The following is an 18,256-nucleotide window of genomic DNA, read 5'->3' as shown; positions in this document are numbered from 1 at the left end:
CATGGGACCGGCCGCAAAAGAGGGAGATCGCATCACGGCGATGGACAATCACACCGTGCTCCTGCCGCCCTATGAGGAGCCGGTGGACGAGACGCTGCCCTTCAACGGGATCCTCGACGGCGCGCTCTGCGCCACGGTGTTCATCGACGGCACGCCCGCCGCGGTCGTCGGATCGACGGCGACCAACACGCCGCCCCACATCCCGATCGGGGGCGAGTTCGCCGTCGAGCCATCGAACGTCGGCGAGATCGTCAGCGGCAGCGGAACGGTGCTGTTCGAGGGGCGCCCCGCGGCCCGCAGCGGCGATCAGGCCCAGACGTGCAACGACGTCTTCGTGGGCCCGACGGGGATCGTGGACGCGGTGAGCACCGTGGTCGTGGGGGATTGAGCGATGGCTGACACCAGGAGCTTCCTTGGCACCGGTTGGGCCTTCCCCGTGGGGCTCTCCGGCGGCAAGGTCGGGATGGTCGCCGAGGAGGCGGACGTGGAACAGTCGGTCCGCATCATCCTCGACACCGCGCTCGGAGAGCGGGTGATGGAGCCCGATTTCGGCTGCCGCATCCAGGAGCTCGTGTTCGCCCCTCTGAGCGCGACGACATACCACCTGGTGGCGCACCAGGTGAAGAAGGCGCTCGAGCGCTGGGAGCCTCGCATCCGCGTCGAGGACGTCACCGCCTCCGGCGACCCGGCCCGCCGCGGGGTGATACTGGTCTCGATCGCCTACGTGGTCCGCACGAAGAACCAGCGACGCAACCTGGTATACCCGTTCTACCTGACGCAGGGCTGATCGCCGACCGGAGGTGCAGGTGAAGAGCTACGTGGAGAGAAGGCTGAAGGAGCTCCGCGATGAGATGGAGCTCGGGCAGAAGCAGCTGGCGGCGCTGGAGGCGCGCGCGGCCGAGTTGCGGAACACGCTCTTCCGGATCGGCGGCGCGATCCATGTGCTGGAGGACGTCCTCGCCAACGCGCCGGCCGCGGCCGCGGGCGGCGACGCGCCGCCGGGCGCCGAGCGCCCCGCGAGCTAGCGGATGGGGATCCCGGCCGCCCGCCCGCCGTACGTGCTCGACGCGCGCTCCGCGGACGACGTGTACCGCGACGCGATCGCGCTGGTGCGGGCCTACCTCCCCGAGTGGGCGGGCTACTGGCCGGGCGACCCCCCCGACCCTGCCTATTTCACGACCGATGACCCCGGGCTCGTCACGCTCAAGCTGCTCTCCCAGCTCCACGCGTCGCTGACGATCCAGCTCAATCGCGCCCCCGACAAGCACTTCCTGGCCTTCCTCGATTTCTTCGGGATGGAGCTGCGGGCGCCCGCCGCCGCCGAGGCGCCGCTCGCGTTCACCCTCGCGAGCGGGAGCGGGCCGGTCGAGATCCCCTCCGGGACGCAGGTCGCGGCGACCTCGGACCCGAACCTCCTCTTCGAGACCACCGAGGCGCTCACCGCGCTCCCGGTCGTGCCCACGGCGGCGCTCTGCCTGCTGCCGGCGGCCGACGCCTACCGCGACGTCTCGGAGCTGATCGGCGCCGCCCCCGGGGCGGGGCCCACCCCGCTCGAGCATGCGCTCTACCTCGGCGGCGCCGGGCTCTTCCAGCAGCCCACGGCGCTGGCCGAGCTGTCCATCACCTTCGAGGGCGTCAACCTCTTCGCCGATTACTTCGCGCGGTGGACCGACGGCTCCGGCAACCCGCTCCATCCCGAGCTCGAGCTCGAGCTCTACGACACGCTGGTGGTCTCGTTCGCCGATTTCTCGCAGGCGACGCCCTCCACCGTCGGCGGCGTCGCGTCGTTCTGGCTGGCCGTCCGCCCGGACGCGAGCCTCCGGATCCGCGCCGCCGACCAGGAGATGCTGCCGCAGATCTACCGGGTCACGGTGACGGTGCGCTCCGAGCTCCAGCAGGCCGAGGCCGCCTTCACCAACAACACGCCGATCGATCTCGTCAAGGGCGCCTATCCGTTCGGCAGGGCGCCCTCGGTCGAGGACGCGTTCTACATCGCCTCGAACGACGTGTTCTCGCGGGTCGACGCCGACGTCACGATCGACGTGGAGGCGACCTCGATCAGCCCGCCGATGAGCGTCGCGCTCGCGTGGGAGTACTGGAGCGGGTCCGGCTGGGAGGCGCTCGAGGTGGTCGACGGGACGGAGGCGCTCACCCGCCCCGGCAAGATCACCTTCACCTGCCCGGTGATGCCGGTCGCGCAGATCAACGGCAGGAACAGCCGCTGGGTGCGGGCGCGCATCGCCTCGGGGGGTTACGGGTCGCCCGCGGGGGTCGTGGTCGTCAAATCGGTGGAGTACGTGGTGAACGATCTCATCGCCCCTTATGTGAGCGACAAGGGCGAGGTGCTCGCCATCCTCCGGCATAACGGGCTCGACTTCGGCTACGAGTACAAGCCGGCGACGTACACCCCTCCCTACGTCTCGGCCCTGAAGATCGGCTATGTGCTCACGGATCGGCCCGATTCGATGATCACGTGCAATGCCTTCTCGTACGCTCCGCTCGACGTGCAGCCCTACCTCCCGCTGGCGGAGCGGGAGGCGGCGTATTACTTCGGCTTCGCGCCCGACGGCTTCCAGCACGCGCGCGGGCGCGCGCTGTCGCTCCTCGTGGTGCTCGCGCCCGACCCCACGGCCAGCGCGCCGCGCAGGCCGGGCGAGCTGCCGATCTGGTCGGCGCACGACGGGCGGACGTGGCGCCCGCTCTCGATCGTCGACGGCACCAGCGGCTTCACGACGACCGGGATCGTGAGGATTTCGATCCCGGAGTCGATCGCCGCGACCTCGGTGCTCGGCCGCGACCTCGTGTGGATCCGGCTCTCGGCGCCGGTGTCGTCGCCGACGTCGCTCCCGGCGCTGATCGGGCTCGCGCCGAACGCGGTCGACGCGATCAACGGCGTCCTGTGGACCGACGAGATCCTCGGGTCGGCCTCCGGCGCGCCGGGTTTCTCCGTCAGCTTCCCGCGCAAGCCGGTCCTCGACGGGCAGGAGGTGCAGGTGCTCGAGCTGACGGCCACGCCGGTGAGCACCACGCCCGGAGGGCCGCCGCTCGCCGCCTCCGCGGCGTCCACGGAGACGATGGTCTGGGTCACCTGGACCGAGGTCGGCGATCTGACGTTCTCGACCTCGACCGATCGCCACTACATGATGGACCACTCCAGCGGAACGCTGACGTTCGGCGACGGCACGCGGGGGATGGTGCCCCCGAAGGGAACGAACAACCTCCGCGCGCTCCGTTATCGCAGCGGGGGCGGCGCGAAGGGCAACGTGCCGGCGGGCTCGCTGACGAAGCTCCAGAAGGCAAGGAGCCAGATCCGATCGGTGACCAGCCCCGTCAGGGCGGAGGGCGGCGCCGACGCCGATACGCTCGACGTGCTCCGCGCGCTCGGGCCGCGCCGGATGAAGGCCGGCAATCGAGCGGTCACCGCCGAGGATTTCGCCACGCTCGCGCTCCTGTCCTCGCAGCGGGTGGTCCGGGCGACGGCCTACGCGGACGCTTCGGGCCGCCTCATCGTCGCGGTGCTGCCGCGAGACACGGCGGCGCAGCCGACCGTGACCGCGGAGCTCGTCGGCGAGGTCAAGGCGTATGTGGGATCGCGGGCGCTGCTCCTGGTCGCCGGCGCGATCGATGTGATCGGGCCCGACTACGTGCCGCTCGACGTGGAGGTCCGGGCCGCGATCGGGCCCTCCGCGCGCGCCTCCGACGTGCGGTCGGCGCTCGAGGCGGCCCTCGCGGCGTTCCTGGCGCCGCTCGGCAGCCCGAGCAACCCGGGAGGGTGGGATTTCGGCGCCGTCGTGACCGCCGCCGCGGTGGCCGCGGCCCTCGCGGCGGCCCCGGGCGTGGTGACGATCGACGGCGTCTCGCTCGCCGGGGATCGCTCCACGATCACCATGGCGCGGAACCAGCTCCCTGCGGCCGGGACCGTGCGCCTGGAGGTGCTCGATGGCGGATGAGCTCAAGCTGCCGGATCTCGCCCCGCAGACCTTCGAGGAGATCTTCAGGTCGCTCCGCGACGGCATACCGGCCTACAGCTCGAACTGGACCGATTACAACCCGTCCGATCCGGGCATCACGCTGCTCCAGCTCTTCGCCTGGATCGCGAGCGGGACGTATTACCGGATCAACCGCGTCCCTGACGAATGCTATCGGAATTACCTGCTCATGGCGGCCGGCACGCCGGAGCAGGGCGTCCCCGCGGCGCTCAAGAGGGCCCAGAGCGACGTGATCTGGCAGGGCGGCAAGCGGCTCCAGCTCGGCGCGGCGACGGTCCCGCTCGATCCGGCCTACATCGCCCTGCTGCACTACCTGTCCTCGATCGCGGGGGAGCGCGTCCCGGCCGCGGAGCTCCACGAGGTCGGCCTGCGCTTCTGGAGCAGCCGCTATCGCGCGGTCACGGCCGACGATTTCGAGGCGCTGGCCGTCGAGTGCACCGCCTCGGTGGCCAGCTGGGCCGCCGCCGAGAAGGTCGCGCGCGCGTTCGCCGCGGACCGCGGTGGCCTCGTCGAGGTCACGATCGTCTCCGGCTATATCCCGCAGTATCAGGGGGCGTCGAGCCCGCCCACGCCGGCGGATCCCGGGGTCATCGCGATCGCGCGGACGGTCCTCGTGCGTCCCGGGGGCGCGGTGCTCAAGGGGTACGAGAAGCTCGTCTACGCGGTCGGCGCCTACCTCGCGCCCCGGCGGCTCATCGGCACGCCTCTCCGCGTGAGGGCCGTGAGGTACACGCCGCTCGTCGCGTCGGCCGATCTGGTCGTCGCCGAGGGGTTCGATCCGGCCGCGGTCCTCGCCGAGGCCTCGGCCCTCATCACTCGACTCGTCGATCCGATCACCGGGGGCCCGTCGGGGGACGGCTATCCCTACGGGCGGGCGCTCACCGGCGAAGATCTGGTGACGGCGCTGCGCGACCTCGACGGGGTCGACCGGAGCCAGCCGGTGAACGCCTCCGTGAAGATCCTCTCCGGCACGCGCGTCGGCTCGGCGAGGATCGGGCTCGACACGGTCGTCGCCGCGCCCGGGACCGCGTTCGAGCTGCCCGCGCTCCTGTCCGTGACGGTCCGCGCCATGCGCAGCACCTGGACGATCGAGGTGGGCGTCCACGCCGTGATCGGGCTCGATACCCGGCTTCCGCCGGCGGGAGGCGCATGAGCGAGGGGTCGTCAGGCTACCTGCGGTTCTTGCCCGCGATCTACGCGAAGCCGGGCCCCGGCGGCGCGCCGTCGTTCCTGCAGCGCTACCTGCAGATCGCGGAGGCGCTGCTCGGCCGGCGCGACGCGACGGCCAGCGGCGTGCAGGACGGGTTGGCCCAGCTCCTCGACGTCCTACCCTCGCTCCTCTCTCCGCGCCTCTCGTTCCTCTTCCCGGGCTCCACCGCGGCGCTGCCTCCCATCCTGGTCAAGAACAAGGACGGCTCGCCCAACGCCGCCGCCACGGCGGCCAACCTGCGCCGGCTCAACGACTACGTGGCGGCCGTCCCCATCGCGGGGACCAGCCAGGACGGCGGTCCATGGGAAGACGGCGTCGAGGAGTGGCTCGCCGGATTCCTCGGCTGGCTCGCCGGGTGGCTCGAATTCCAGCGCGATCCGGCGTGGGACGTCGACCAGCAGCGCGCGGCGCTCGCCGTCCTCATGCTCCTCTACCGGGCGCGCGGGACGAGGGCCGGGATGGAGGCGATGGTGAAGCTCTTCTTCACCGAGGATATCCGGATCATCGATCTCGCGGAGGCGACGCCCCTCGCGCTCGGGTTGAACTCGACGCTCGCCGGATCGTACGAGAGCGGCGACGGCGTGCTCGACGGCCGCCGGCCCTACAGCTTCGCGGTCGAGATCGTCCTGCCCACATCGGATCTCGGCTCGCCGGACGTCGTCGCCCTCCAGCGCGCGGTGACCGCGCTCGTCGACGCGGAGAAGCCGCTGCAGACTCGCTACGTCGTCCGCACCGGGACGACGTTCACCATCGGAAAATACTCGACCATCGGGCGCGACACGCGGATCCCGAAATCGGAGACCTCACCGTGACCACCACGCTCCCCGCCCTCCAGCGCACGTACTACTACGACGCGGAGCTGCTGCAGCTCGCCGATTTCGTGCGCGAGCAGCAGTACGTCCGCGATCTGGTGCGCTACCAGAATGTCTCGATCTTCGCGCCCGGCGTCGTCTACGGCCTCGCGCTCAGCGCCCAGGGCAAGGTCATCACCGTGGGCGCCGGCACGGGCTTCGACGGCAACGGCGTCCCGCTGTTCGCCCAGGAGACCACGCTCGACACGACCTCGTTCTCGCTCGCGGCCGGGACGTACTCGGTGCAGCTCGCGTACGGCGACAACAACGTCAAGGCCAACGCGACGACCCTCCAGCAGACGCACCTCATCGTCGAGCAGCCGGTGATCCTGCGGCCGACGGCGACGCCCGCGCCCCCGGGGATCGTCCTCGGCCAGATCACCGTCGGCTCCGACGGCGCGATCACCGGGACGAGCGCGACCGGCCGGCAGGCGAGCGCGATCTACCTCCAGGCGGCGACGCAGCCGTCGGCTCGCTCCGCGGCCGCGCCCGCCGCCGCGGCGGCGACCTCGGGGCCGCAGAGCTTCGCCGGGCCGCTCAGCGTGGGGGCGGGCGCGGCGCGGGGCTCCGCGATGCTCTCGGTGTCGCAGGACCTCGACGCTCAGCCCGAGGGGGCGAGCGTCGCGCGCTTCGACTTCGCCGATCGGGCCACGGGCGACGCCGGCGTCTCCATCGGCGTGAAGAAGGCCGGCGGGCGCGCGCTGATCTCGGCGCGCCACGGCGGCAACGAGGTCTGGGAGCTCGGCCAGGATGGCACCGCGCGCACGCTGAGCGACGCGTCGCTCAAGGTCGACGTCCTCCCCATCGCGGGCGCGCTCGATCGCACGCGCGCGCTCCGGCCGGTGTCCTTCGCCTGGAGCTCGGATCCGGAGCGCCGGCGGCGGCTGGGGCTCCTCGCCCAGGAGGTCGCGCCCGTGGTGCCGGAGGTCGTCGGCGCGAGCTCCGAGGGCCGGCCGACGCTCGCTTACCAGGAGCTCGTGCCGCTCCTGGTCCAGGCGATCCACGAGCTCGCCGATCGCGTCGTCGAGCTCGAGCGCGAGCGCGACGGCGGTCGAGGGCGCGCATGACCTCGAAGCGGCTGGAGCGCGCGGCCTACTTCGACGGCGAGCTCCTGGGCGCGGCCGATTTCCGGACGGATCAACGCTATTTCGAGTCGCTGAGCGAGGCGCGCAACCGCGCCGTCCACACGGCCGGGATCGTCGACGGGCTGCTGGTGAGCGCCGGCCCGAGGGCAGGAACGGTCGTGGTCTCGCCCGGGATCGCCGTCGACGCGCTCGGCCGCGCCCTGGTCCTCGTCGAGGCCCGCTCGGCCGAGGTGCCCGACGCGCCGGCGACGGCGTTCTACGTGATGCTCACCGCGTCGGCGCGCCCGAGCGAGGCCACGTCGCAGAGCGGGGCCCGGGGCTACAAGCGCGACGTGCTCGATCCGCGCCTCGAGATCAGCGCGGACGGGGCGGCCGAGGGGGCCTCGCAGGTGGTTCTCGGCCGGGTCCTCGTCGACGCCCGCGGCGCGATCCGCGCCATCGACCTGCGCGTCCGCGTCTACACGGGCACGGCCGTCGGCAGCGCGACGTTCGTCTCCGGCGACCCGTCGGGGCGGAGCCTGCCGTCGATCCACGCGAGCCGCGCCGAGCCCGCCGGGGTGGTGCTCCACGCGGACGCGGCGCGCACGACGTTCATCGGCTCGCTGCAGATCGCGGGCAGCCTCGGCGTCAACGTCGAGATCCCGCACGCTCAGATCGACGTCGGGAGCTCGCTGGGTCCCGCGGCTCCGGTGGTCGCGCTGCGCGTCGATCCGAGCGCGGAGACGTTCTTCGTGACCGCGGCCGGCGACGTCGGCATCGGCGTCGCGGCGCCCTCGGCGCGGCTCGAGGTCGCCGGCGACGTCCTGCTCGACAGGGGGGCGTCGATCCGCTTCGCCCAGGACGAGGCGAACCCGATCACCACGATCGGCGTGCGGGGGACGGCGCCGCAGCCCCGGATGACGTTCACCAGCGGCTCGATGAACCTCACCGCGCCGACGTCGATCCGCCTCCAGGCGGGGAGCGGGCCCGCGCAGGTGGTGCTCCATGACAACGGCCACGCGACGATCGGCGAGGTCGCGGATCGTCCCGACGCGACGCTCTCGGTGCGCGGCCGGATCCGGACGCTGCGCGGCGGCCTCCTCTTCCCGGACGGCGTGCTCCAGACGACGGCGGCGCTCTCGACCATCGTCCCGATCGGCGCGATCATCGACTGGTGGATGCCGGCCGACGTCGGCCTGCCGCTGCCCCCGGAGTTCCAGGTCTGCGACGGCTCGCTCTCGAAGGCCACCTCGGGCCCCATGGCGGGGAAGCATGTCCCCGATCTCCGGGGCCTCTTCGTTCGAGGCACCACCCAGTACGGCAACATCGGGCAGCCGAGCGGCGCCGCCCAGCACGATCACCCGATCACCACGCTCCCGACGCACACCCACGCCATCGCGCACACGCACCCGGACCTCGTCACGAGCTCGGGCCCTCAGACCACGAGCCCGGACTCGTGGGGCGACAAGAGCGAGCTCGCCCAGAGGGATCACCAGCACCCCATGACGATCGTCATCGGCCAGTCGACGACCGCCCAGTCAGGGGACAGCTCGCCCGTCACGGGGGCGTCGACCCTCGACGCCGACAACCTCCCTCCGTACTTTTCGCTGGTGAAGGTCATCCGGATCCGGTGATCGAAGAGGGGACCGAATGCCGACGCCCGTTGAACGGCCGCGCTACTTCGAGGGAGAGTACCTCTCGACGGACGATTACGTCGCCGAGCAGGTCTATCAGGACGGCCTGCGCCGCGCGCACGACGGGGCCCTGCACACCTGGGGCATCGCCTCGGGCCTCGAGGTCTCGCTCGCGTCGGGGCAGGTCACGGTGGCGCCGGGGGTCGCGGTGGGCTCGGACGGCGAGCTCGTGGTGCTCGCCGAGCCGGCGCGGCTCGAGCTCCCCACCGGCGGCGAGACGCTCCTCGTCCTCGAGCGCGAGGAGGTGAGGCTCGCGCCCGATCGCCCCGAGGGCCTGCCGAGGATCCGGGACACGGCGGCGCTCTCGTGGGCCGCGACCGCCGGCGCCGAGGCGCTCGTCCTCGCGGCGCTGTCGGCGGGGCCGGCGCTCGACGCGTCGCCGCGCCGCTACGTGGGGATGAACGTCGGCTCGGTGGCCTTCTCCGATCCGAGCATCACCGCGCGCGCTCCCTCGATCGTGGGCTGGGGAGCGGGTCCGGAGCACGGCCTGCGGATCAACGCCGGCGAGGTGCGCTTCCGCGCGCCCCAGGGCGCCGGCGCCGAGCTCCTGCTGCGCGACGGCCTGCTGGGGGTGGGCGCGATGCGCCCGGAGGCGGCGCTCGACGTCCAGGCGCCGAACGCGCCGAGCGAGGGCCTGGGGCTGATCTCCAGCATCGGCGCGACCGTCACCGGATCGGATCCGCTGATCGGCGCCGTCGTCGCGCCGGGCGACACGATCATCACCACGAACCGCAACGGGCAGCCGGTCGAGGGCAAGGTGCTCAGCGTCCTCGACGGCGGGCGCCTGGAGATGGACACCGCGCTCGACGCCCAGAGCGCCTCGTGGGAGCTGCGGCGCAGGCTCGTCGCCCGGTTCTCCTCCGCCTCGCGCGCGCTCCTCGTCGCCGACGGCGACGCCCTCGTCGGGATCGGCGTCTCGGCGCCGTCGGTGCGCCTGGAGATCGCCGGCGGCGACCTGCTCCTCGGCGCGGGGCCCCGCCGGATCACGTTCGCCGACGACGGGCAGATCCTCAGCAAGGACGGCGATCACGCGATCTCCTTCGACCGGACGAGCGCTCGGCTCACCCTCCGCGACCGAGGGGAGATCGCGCTCGTCGCCGGCAGCGCGACGAGCGGGCTGTCGCTGCTCCCGAGCGGCGACGTGGGCCTCGGGACGAAGACGCCGGGCAACCCCCTCGTGGTCGACGGCACGGTGTACGCGACGGAGGGCTACGTCTTCCCGGACGGCACCGTGCAGATCGACGCCGGTATCGCCGTGCCGATCGGCGGCATCATCGACTGGTGGCGGCCCGGATCGATCCCCCAGAACCTGGTCGAGTACCGGATCTGCGACGGCAGCGTCGTCGACGACAAGGCGAGCCCTTTCAACGGCAAGGCCGTCCCCAATCTCGGCGGCTATTTCATCCGCGGCTGCGCATCGCAGGCGGATGCCGGCCCCGGGCCCGGCGCGAGCGAGACCCACGTCCACGGCTACGTGGTCCCGGCGCATACCCACCCGTTCCCGCACGCCCACCCCGATTACTCGGGCCAGACAGGAGGCGGCGACTCCGGGGACAGCACCAAGGACGACCTCGCCGACCAGTTCTGCCTGGACGATCACACCCACGCGTTCACCGCGAACATCGGGGCGCAGACGGCGACCGATACCGGCCCCAACAGCGACGCCGGAACCACGGCGACGACGGAGGCGGGGTCGTCCCTGCCGCCGTACTGCGGGCTCTTGAAGCTCATCCGGATCCGGTGAGGTGCGCGATGGATTCCGCTCGAACGAGGCCGCTCTTCACGTCGGGCAAGCTCCTGCGGGCCGAGGATCTGGCGCTCGAGCAGGGCTATCAGCGCGCCGGATACCGGCTCGCCGATCGCTCCCTCCACACGTACGGGATCGCCTCCGGCCTCGATCTCGAGCGCTCGGGGCAGGGGCGCATCACCGTCACCGCGGGCTTCGCGTTCGACGCGGCGGGTGACCAGATCGACCTCGGAGCGCCGGTGGAGGTCGATCTCCGCGCCTCGCCCGACGCCGTCGTGTGGATCACCATCCGCTACGGCGAGGCGCCCGCCGAGGCCGCGGGGGGCGCCCGCGGGACGTTCTATCGGAGGGCCATCGTCGCGCCGGAGATCGCCGTCCGCTCCTCCGGCCGATCGCCCGACATCGCCGCCGGGATGGAGCTCTTGCTCGGCCGGATCGAGCTGTCCGTCTTCCGCGACGTCGTCTCGATCGATCCCCGCGAGCGGCGCAGCTCGGGCGTGGTGGTCGGCGCGCTGACGTTCCTCAACCCGACCCCGCTCGCGGCGACGATCGCCGCCGCGAGCGATCCGGGCGCGCTCGAGATCCGCGCCCCGCAGACGGACATCCTCGGCTCGGTCGTCGTCGCCGGCGCCGTCGGCGCCGGCGTGGCCTCGCCGGCCGCGGCGCTCGACGTCACGGGCGTGGCCGAGATCCCTGGGCATGGGACCGTGCGGTTCGGCCCTGCGAGCGCCGCGGAGGGGAGCGCCTTCGCGGCGGCGCCCTCGACCAGCTCGGGCGATCACATGGTCTACGGCGACGGGACCTATTTCTCGCAGGAGCTCTCTCCCGGCGACGCCATCCTCGCCGGGGGCGCGAGCGCGATCGTGCAGAAGGTCCTCGGGCCGAACCTCGTCGTCGCCACGCTGGCCCCGCGGTCGTCGCCGCCGCCCGCGACGCCCACCCCCTTCTCGATTCGTCGTGGCAGGCTCCTCGCTCGGTTCCGCCGCGGCGATGGCCAGGCGGTGCTCGCGGTGACGACCGACGGGCGCGTCGGCGTCGGCACCGAGGCCCCCCTCGCGACGCTCCACGTGGCCAAGGGCGACGTCGGGCTCGGCCCCGGGTGCAATATCGCCTTCGCCGACAGCGGGACGATCTCGAGCCACGACGACAGCCGGGCCATCGCGCTCGCCTCGGGCTCGCTGTCGATCGTCGAGCCCGGCGACATCGCGCTGGTGACGGGCGCCTCCGCGGCGGACAGCCCGCCGACCCTGGTGGTCGCCGGGGCGCGCGGCCACGTTGGCGTCGGGACGACCGAGCCGGCCGACGCCCTCACCGCCAACGGCGTCATCCAGGCCACCGGGGGCTTCATGTTCGAGGGCGGGACCGTGCAGAAGACGGGCGTCGTGCCGATCCCGATCGGGACGATCGTCGACTGGTGGCAGCCCGGCGACTCGGCCGCGCTCTGCCCCGAGGGGTTCCAGATCTGCGACGGCAGCACCGTCGACGATCCGTCGAGCCCGATCAAGGGCACGAAGCTGCCTGACCTGTCCGATCGCTTCGTGCGCGCGGTCGTCTCCTACGAGGAGATCGGGAGCACCGGGGGGGCGGAGCAGCACACGCACGCGATCGCGCTCTCGACGCACAGCCACCCCATGGACCACCAGCACTCGATCACGGTCGCCTTCTCGCCGACGCCGAACACGAACGGGACGACGCTCGGAGGGAGCAGCCTCTCGATGGCGAGCCACCTCCACAGCTTCCCGCCCGGCACCTACTGCGCGCCGCCGACGTCGCAGACCGCGCCGTACACGGGGCAGGCCTCGGCGCCGACGGGCCCGGGGAGCGCCGTCCCGCGATCGATGCTCCTCCTGAAGATCATGCGGATCCGATGAGCCTGGAGGGACCTTGTTGAACGTCTGCATCCTCTCGAGCGCTTCCGACCCGCTGGCGGCGGAGGTCGAGTCCCGCGTCACGGCCGAGGGCCACTCGCCCCGGCGGCTCGATCCGAGCGCGGCGGGGAGCGAGGCGTCCGCCCGCGCGCTCGCCGAGTGCCACGCGGTGATCTCCGTGCGCCCCCGATGCGCGGCGGACATGCTGGCGCTGGGCCTCTCGCTCGGCCAGGGAAAGAAGCTCGTCGTCCTCGACGCCGGAGCGGATCTCCAGCCCTTGCCCGGCGCGCTCGTCGCGGCGAGCCTCGACGAGATGGTGAAGGCGCTGCGCGACATCGCGCCTCCTGCGGTCTTCGTCGACGCCGGCTACTTCCGCTCGCGCAGCGGGTGCGACGAGGGCGTCGAGTGGTTCGCTCGCCGCTACCCGAAGGGAGGGTCGACCAGCGAGTGGACGCTGGAAGAGCAGCTCCAGGCCATCCGGGACGGCGGCGCCCGCTGGCTCCGCCGAGGCCAGGCGGCCCGCCTCGTGCGCGTTTGGCCGATGGACGGCGTCGATCTGCGCGGCGCCGATCTGCGCGGCGCCGAGTTTCGCGGCTACAGCTTCGTCGGGGCGCACCTCGAAGGGGCCGATCTCAGCGGCGGCGAGCTGCGCGCGGCCAACCTCCGCCACGCCAGGCTGACCGGGGCCAAGCTCGCCGCCGCCCGGCTCGCCCACGCCGATCTCCGAGGCGCCGACCTCGGCTCGGCGCTCCTCACCGGAGCGCTCCTGCGAGGCGCGCGCCTCTCGGGCGCGGATCTCTCCGGCGCGGATCTCTCCGGCGCGGATCTCTCCGGCGCGGATCTCTCCGGCGTCGATCTCCGCCGGACCGGGCTCTCCGGCGCGCACTTCTCGTCGGCGATCCTGCGCGGCGCCAACCTCGAAGGCTGCGACCTCGGGGGCCTCCTCCTGCACGGCGCCGACCTCCGCGAGGCCAGGCTCTCGGGCGCCGATCTGACCGGAGCCAACCTGAGCGGCGCGGATCTGCGCGGCGCGGCGCTCGAGCGCGCCGTCCTCACCTTCGCCGGGCTCACCGGGGCCCTCGGCGTCGTGCCGAAGGAGAATTTGAGGTAGGATCGCCGCCGCCAGCCGCAGAGGGCGAGCCGAGGACGAGATGGCGTATGTCTACCGCAGCGTCCGCGTGGTGCTGCAGAACAGCACGGACGACATGCTCACCGTCGAGGGGGCCGAGGTCCTCGTCGGCGCATGGACGTCGGGGCTCGGCGCCAAGAACGGCGATAACCTCGGCCGGCAGAGCGCCAGGGCGTTCGCGACCGAGTCGATCACGCTCCAGCGAGGCACCGAGGCGTTCGTGCGCTTCGGCGCCGTCGTCGGCTATCTCAACGTGCACTGGCACCTGCCCTGGGTGGGGGAGTTCCGCTGCCAGGCCCAGGTGGAGGGCCCTCGGCGCGTCGACGTGCGGGTGAACGATGAGGAGCCCGCGGCCATCGCGGTGCTCGTCACGGTGTCGCCGAAGGCCGCCGCCGAGCTCATCGTAATCGAAGGAGGAGCCCGTGCCAGGGATACTGAGAAGCGTCGATCTGGTGCTGCTGAATAGCACCAATGAGCTCCTGACCGTCGAGGGGCTCGCGGCGGTGCGCGGCGACTGGGGGCCGCCAGCGCCGCCCAGGCGGGGAGACGTCGTCGAGAAGCAGAGCTCGGCCAAATGGGTGAGCCAGTCCTCGGCGGAGGGCGTCGGCGTCCAGGGCTACCTGCGCCTCGGGTCGACCAAGGGCTACGTCGAGATCTCGTGGTACATGCCGTGGCACGACGTCTCGCGCATGGAGCACGCCGTCTCGGTGCCGGCGGCGCTCGATCACCGCGTCTCCTTCAACAGCGAAGATCTCGATCGGATCGTGATGATGGTGATGCTGCTGCCCCTCGGCTTCAGCAGGCGCGAGGCTCCACCGGGTTGAAGCTCAGCTCGAACTGGCTGTGGTTGTCCTCGCCGGTATTCAGCTGCTTGCAGTGGACGTCGATGCGATCGTTGCCGACCGGCGTCACCTTGCTCTCGCCGGACGCGAGATTTTCCATGCGGAGTTGCACAGGCTTGTGCCCGAGGCCCGTGAGGGTCACCGAGGCCGAGGCCGCACTGTCCTGGTCCGTCGTCATCACCCCCCAGGTCACGATCGAATACTGGGGCATGACCGAGCTCGTCGTGGGTCGTTCACCCGCTATCCACGTCGAGTTGGCCCCTGCCGTGCTCCCGCCCTGCACCACCAGGCTGGCGCGGGTGTTGTTGATCACGGTGACCTCGATGCTGCGATACCCTCTGTCCGCCATGAAGCCCTCCGATCCTCCGGAGCCGACGACCCCCTCTCCTGCGCCCTCGGTGACGGCGTCGAGGCGAGGGCTGGTCCGACCTACGGCTTCGCGCGGGCGGCGCGGAGCCTCGTCAGCATGTTCTGCACGGCCGGCACGATGGTCACGGAATACTGCGCGTGGTTCTGCTCGCCGGTGTCGCGCTGCTTGACGGTGGTTTCGAGCTCGGGGGGGCTGGTGACGGACACCCCCTGGCTGCTCGGCGGGATCTGGAACGTGATGGTCACCGGGATGCTCCCGAGCCCCTTCAGCACCACGATGCCGCCCGCCTGGCCGTCCTGATCGTTCGTCAGCACGCCCACGGGCATGCTCTGGTACTCGTTCAGCGTGCCGCCGACGGTGGGCTGCTCGCCCGTGATCCACGAGTCACCGGCCCCGTTCAGGCTGGCGACCTGGATGGAAAAGTTCGTCTGGGTATAATTCGTGATCTGAACTTCGATGCTGTAGTATCCGAGAGAAGCCATCGTATCACCTCCCGAGATCTGCAGATTGGCGCGGGGCTCGCGCGCAACGGGCTCCACACTTCGCGGAGCGTGCGCTAGTGAAACGGGTTAGCTGGACGACTGTCAACCGGAAAATCCCGCGAGCTCTCGCGGGCCGACGCGGAGGGAGCCGATGACCACTGCGAGAGTGTATCGCAGCGTGAGGGTCGTACTCCAGAACAGCACCGACGAGCCCTTCGCGGTCCAGGGCGTGGCGACGCTCCGGGGACAGTGGGCCGACAAGCTCACCCCGAAGCAGGCGGACGTGGTCCCCAAGCAATCGGCGGCGATCTGGATGAACGAGTCGACGCAGCTCGGGTCAGGCGCGAGCGCGTTCGTGAGGCTCGGCTCGTCGCACGGCCATGTCCGTCTGTCCTGGACTCTGCCGTGGGTGGGCGCGTTTCATTTCGAGGACGACGGACCGAACGGCGTCCGCCGCGAGGTCACGATCGACGACCGGCTGCCCGACACCGTGGTTGTGTCGGTCGTGCTGCGCGAGGCGCGCCGCGATCACGCCGACGAGGCGGGGAGGCGCCACGGCGCGACGCGCTAGCGGTCCTCGGCGCCGCGCGGCGGGGCGAACGGGCTGAAGACCGCGGCCGGGCCCGCGGGCGGCGCGACCTGGAGGCCAGCCGCGTCGAGGTACTCGGAGAAATCCGAGGGCAGGAACGGCTTACCGAGCTTCTCATACTCGCGCTTGGCGGCCAGGAGCATGTGGCCCATCCCGATGGGCTGGCCGCGCTCCGCCGCGGCGAAGGCCGCGCGCAGGGCGATGTTGCGCAGGTTGCCGCCAGCGAGCTGGAGGCGCTGGCCGAGATAGGCGATATCGACGTCGCCGGCGAGCGGCGCCGCGGGCGGGAAGAGCTTTTCGAGGATCCTCTGGCGAGCGGCGGCGTCCGGGAAGGGAAAGTCGATGATGAAGCCCATCCGCCGCAAGAACGCCTGATCGAGGTTCTCGCTGAGGTTCGTCGCCAGGATGGTTATCCCCGGGTGATCCTCGATCCGCTGGAGGAGGTAGCCTGTCTCCAGGTTGGCGTAGCGATCGTGCGAGTCCTGCACCTTCGTCCGCCTGGCGAAGAGCGCGTCCGCCTCGTCGAAGAACAGGATGACGGGCGCCGAGGCCGCCTCGCGGAAGATCCGGGCGAGGTTCTTCTCGGTCTCGCCGATGTACTTGTTGATGACGAGCGACAGATCGATCCGGTAAAGCTCGAGATCGAGCTCCGCGGCGAGGATCGAGGCGGCCATCGTCTTGCCGGTGCCGGGCGGGCCGCAGAACAGGGCGTGGATCCCGAGGCCGCGCTGCAGGCGCTCGCCGAACCCCCAGGCGTCGAGCACCGTGTGGCGCCTGGTGTGGTAGGCGCAGATCTCGCGGAGCTGCCCGAGCGACCCCTCGGAGATCACCAGATCGCCCCAGCGGTGGCGCGCGGTCACCGGCGTCGCGAGGTCCCCGAGCACGCGCCGCGTCTGCCTCCGGACGCCGGCGCGGAGGTCGTCCGGGCCGAGCGCCGCCTCGCGCGACGGGCGGGAGCGGGCGAGATCCTCCGCCGAGGCCGCGGCGCGGCGGATCTGGCTGACGGTGAGGTCGTGGCGCGCGGCGAGCTCGGCGCGCGCGGCCGCGTCGACCGCCGCGGCGCCGCCGATCGCTCCGAGCTCGCGCTCCCATGTGGCGAGGCGGCGCTCATACGTCGGCGCGGGCAGCGCGAGCTCGATCCAGCGAAAGCCTCGCCCCCGCAGCGACCGGCGCGCGACGGCCTCGATCGCGTCGTCGTCGGCGGCGAGGAAGACGAGCGGGGCGACGCCGGCGAGCGCGGCGAAGAGCGAGCGCCGGGGCTCCTCGGGCCCGGGGTGGCGATCGCCGAGCACATCGGCCTTCGTCAACAGGAGGGCCCCGCGGTAGATGCGGGCGTCGCGCATCACGAGCCGGAGCGTATCGGTGAGGGCCTCCGAGGGCTGCGCGGCCATCGCCAGGAGCTCCGGCGCCTGGAGCTCGAAGAGCTGCAGGCCCAGGCGGGCGGCGCTCGCCGCCGCCACGCTGATGGCGTCGTCGCCATCGGGGCCGCGGAGGTGGACGAACGCCGGCTGGCGGCGCGCGGGCTCGGCGAGGCGCTCGTCGAGGCGCGCGATCCTCGCCTCGACGGGCGCGTCGAACGGCGCGCGCTCGACCGGGCCGATCGGGTGCAAGAGGCGCGCGACCTGAGGGTGGAGGCCGAACTCCCCGGCGAGGAGCCGGACGACGTGCAGATCCGCCAGCAGCGGGCGGAGATGGATGCTGGTCGAATTCGGCTCGCCCCCTCCTTCCACGTGCACGAGCTTCCATTTGAAGAGCGCTCCGCTCGGGTGGAGGCGGGCGACGTTCTCCGCGCGGGAGGCTCGATCGAGGGAGAGGAGATCGAGGATCAATTCGCCCGTCAGGAAGCGCTTCTCGGGGTTGTCGTGGAGCTGGCCGTAGAGGTGTCCGAAGCGGGCGTCGAAGGTCGGGGCCAGGCTCGCGAGCAGCGCGTCGACCTCGAAGGGAGTCAGCCCGAAGGCCGCGCGCAGGCGCTCGAGCGGGACCTCCACCTGCTCCTCCGCGCACGCGAGCAACCGCCCTGCGATCGCCGACCGCTTGTCCGCGAGCTCCTTCTCGCGATCGGGCTCCGGTCCTCCCTGCTCGTCGCCGGGCTTGGGGCGGGCGCCAGCGAGACGGAGATCGAACAGCAGCCAGAGGCGGTCGAGCTCGTCGTGGAGGTGCTCGACGAACGTCTGGTAGGGCCGAAGCCCTGCCGCCACGCGGTCACGCGGGGGGATCTGCTTGCGACTCAACAGCTTCCGGCGGGGCGCCATGTCGTTCGAGCTCGAGGGGCGGCGTGACCAGCAGTCCAGGGGGACCGATCACGGGCTCGATGCTACAGGAGCTGACGGCCGGAGGATCCGCTTTTCTCACCTCCGCCGGCGCCAGGCGATCTCTCGAACGGAGGATACCGTATTTGAACCCGCTTGATCTCAGGTGGTC

General features: G+C 71.9%; 17 protein-coding genes. 14 read left to right on the top strand and 3 right to left on the bottom strand.

Translation table 11 applies throughout. From position 1 onward, the window contains the following. Position 1: 1 nt before the first annotated feature. Genes WME79_RS17265 through WME79_RS17205 form a run of 13 tightly spaced genes read left to right on the top strand, consistent with a single transcriptional unit; the run spans position 2 to position 14,376 of the window. Positions 2 to 388: a PAAR domain-containing protein gene (locus WME79_RS17265; RefSeq protein ID WP_437536844.1), complete on the top strand. Its 387-nt coding sequence runs from the start codon at positions 2 to 4 to the stop codon at positions 386 to 388. A 3-nt stretch (positions 389 to 391) separates the two neighbouring features. After that, on the top strand, positions 392 to 787 hold the full coding sequence (locus tag WME79_RS17260; RefSeq protein ID WP_437536840.1) for a GPW/gp25 family protein: 396 nt from the start codon (positions 392 to 394) through the stop codon (positions 785 to 787). A 31-nt stretch (positions 788 to 818) separates the two neighbouring features. Next, on the top strand, positions 819 to 1,025 hold the full coding sequence (locus WME79_RS17255; protein ID WP_437536837.1) for a hypothetical protein: 207 nt from the start codon (positions 819 to 821) through the stop codon (positions 1,023 to 1,025). 3 nt (positions 1,026 to 1,028) lie between these two features. Next, positions 1,029 to 3,950, top strand: a complete 2,922-nt coding sequence (locus tag WME79_RS17250) for a putative baseplate assembly protein (protein WP_437536834.1) — start codon at positions 1,029 to 1,031, stop codon at positions 3,948 to 3,950. Next, on the top strand, positions 3,940 to 5,142 hold the full coding sequence (locus WME79_RS17245) for a hypothetical protein (RefSeq protein ID WP_437536832.1): 1,203 nt from the start codon (positions 3,940 to 3,942) through the stop codon (positions 5,140 to 5,142). The genes WME79_RS17250 and WME79_RS17245 overlap by 11 nt, the downstream gene beginning before the upstream one ends. Continuing rightward, positions 5,139 to 6,011, top strand: coding sequence for a phage tail protein (locus WME79_RS17240; protein ID WP_437536829.1), 873 nt, complete (start codon positions 5,139 to 5,141; stop codon positions 6,009 to 6,011). Before WME79_RS17245 ends, WME79_RS17240 begins: the two co-directional genes overlap by 4 nt. Next, complete coding sequence (locus WME79_RS17235; protein WP_437536827.1) at positions 6,008 to 7,117, top strand: tail fiber domain-containing protein; 1,110 nt, start codon at positions 6,008 to 6,010, stop codon at positions 7,115 to 7,117. Before WME79_RS17240 ends, WME79_RS17235 begins: the two co-directional genes overlap by 4 nt. After that, positions 7,114 to 8,748: a hypothetical protein gene (locus WME79_RS17230; RefSeq protein WP_437536824.1), complete on the top strand. Its 1,635-nt coding sequence runs from the start codon at positions 7,114 to 7,116 to the stop codon at positions 8,746 to 8,748. The genes WME79_RS17235 and WME79_RS17230 overlap by 4 nt, the downstream gene beginning before the upstream one ends. Positions 8,749 to 8,764: 16 nt before the next feature. Beyond that, positions 8,765 to 10,552: a hypothetical protein gene (locus WME79_RS17225; RefSeq protein ID WP_437536821.1), complete on the top strand. Its 1,788-nt coding sequence runs from the start codon at positions 8,765 to 8,767 to the stop codon at positions 10,550 to 10,552. Positions 10,553 to 10,560: 8 nt separating this feature from the next. Continuing rightward, positions 10,561 to 12,426: a hypothetical protein gene (locus WME79_RS17220; protein ID WP_437536819.1), complete on the top strand. Its 1,866-nt coding sequence runs from the start codon at positions 10,561 to 10,563 to the stop codon at positions 12,424 to 12,426. 13 nt (positions 12,427 to 12,439) lie between these two features. Then, the gene (locus WME79_RS17215; protein WP_437536816.1) at positions 12,440 to 13,534 is read left to right on the top strand and encodes a pentapeptide repeat-containing protein; all 1,095 of its coding nucleotides are present in this window, start codon (positions 12,440 to 12,442) and stop codon (positions 13,532 to 13,534) included. 40 nt (positions 13,535 to 13,574) lie between these two features. Further along, complete coding sequence (locus WME79_RS17210) at positions 13,575 to 14,018, top strand: hypothetical protein (protein ID WP_437536814.1); 444 nt, start codon at positions 13,575 to 13,577, stop codon at positions 14,016 to 14,018. Then, positions 14,005 to 14,376, top strand: coding sequence for a hypothetical protein (locus WME79_RS17205; protein WP_437536813.1), 372 nt, complete (start codon positions 14,005 to 14,007; stop codon positions 14,374 to 14,376). Before WME79_RS17210 ends, WME79_RS17205 begins: the two co-directional genes overlap by 14 nt. Here the strand turns inward: WME79_RS17205 and WME79_RS17200 are convergent. Both WME79_RS17200 and WME79_RS17195 read right to left on the bottom strand, forming a co-directional pair. Next, a complete protein-coding gene (locus tag WME79_RS17200; protein WP_437536810.1) occupies positions 14,348 to 14,743 on the bottom strand; it encodes a hypothetical protein in 396 nt (131 codons plus the stop codon). The two genes, WME79_RS17205 and WME79_RS17200, sit on opposite strands and share 29 nt — an antisense overlap. A gap of 80 nt (positions 14,744 to 14,823) precedes the next feature. After that, positions 14,824 to 15,246: a hypothetical protein gene (locus WME79_RS17195; RefSeq protein ID WP_437536807.1), complete on the bottom strand. Its 423-nt coding sequence runs from the start codon at positions 15,244 to 15,246 to the stop codon at positions 14,824 to 14,826. Between the two features lie 151 nt (positions 15,247 to 15,397). Between WME79_RS17195 and WME79_RS17190 the strand changes: the two genes are divergently transcribed. Continuing rightward, a complete protein-coding gene (locus WME79_RS17190) occupies positions 15,398 to 15,817 on the top strand; it encodes a hypothetical protein (RefSeq protein ID WP_437536805.1) in 420 nt (139 codons plus the stop codon). Here WME79_RS17190 and WME79_RS17185 read toward each other — a convergent pair. Next, positions 15,814 to 18,087: an ATP-binding protein gene (locus tag WME79_RS17185; protein WP_437536802.1), complete on the bottom strand. Its 2,274-nt coding sequence runs from the start codon at positions 18,085 to 18,087 to the stop codon at positions 15,814 to 15,816. The two genes, WME79_RS17190 and WME79_RS17185, sit on opposite strands and share 4 nt — an antisense overlap. Positions 18,088 to 18,256: the final 169 nt, after the last annotated feature.

This window comes from Sorangium sp. So ce726 (genome assembly GCF_051521405.1).
In the GTDB taxonomy this organism is placed as follows: domain Bacteria; phylum Myxococcota_A; class Polyangia; order Polyangiales; family Polyangiaceae; genus Sorangium.
Note: the sequence above shows the minus strand (reverse complement) of the source record. Positions and strands in the feature narration are given on the sequence as shown.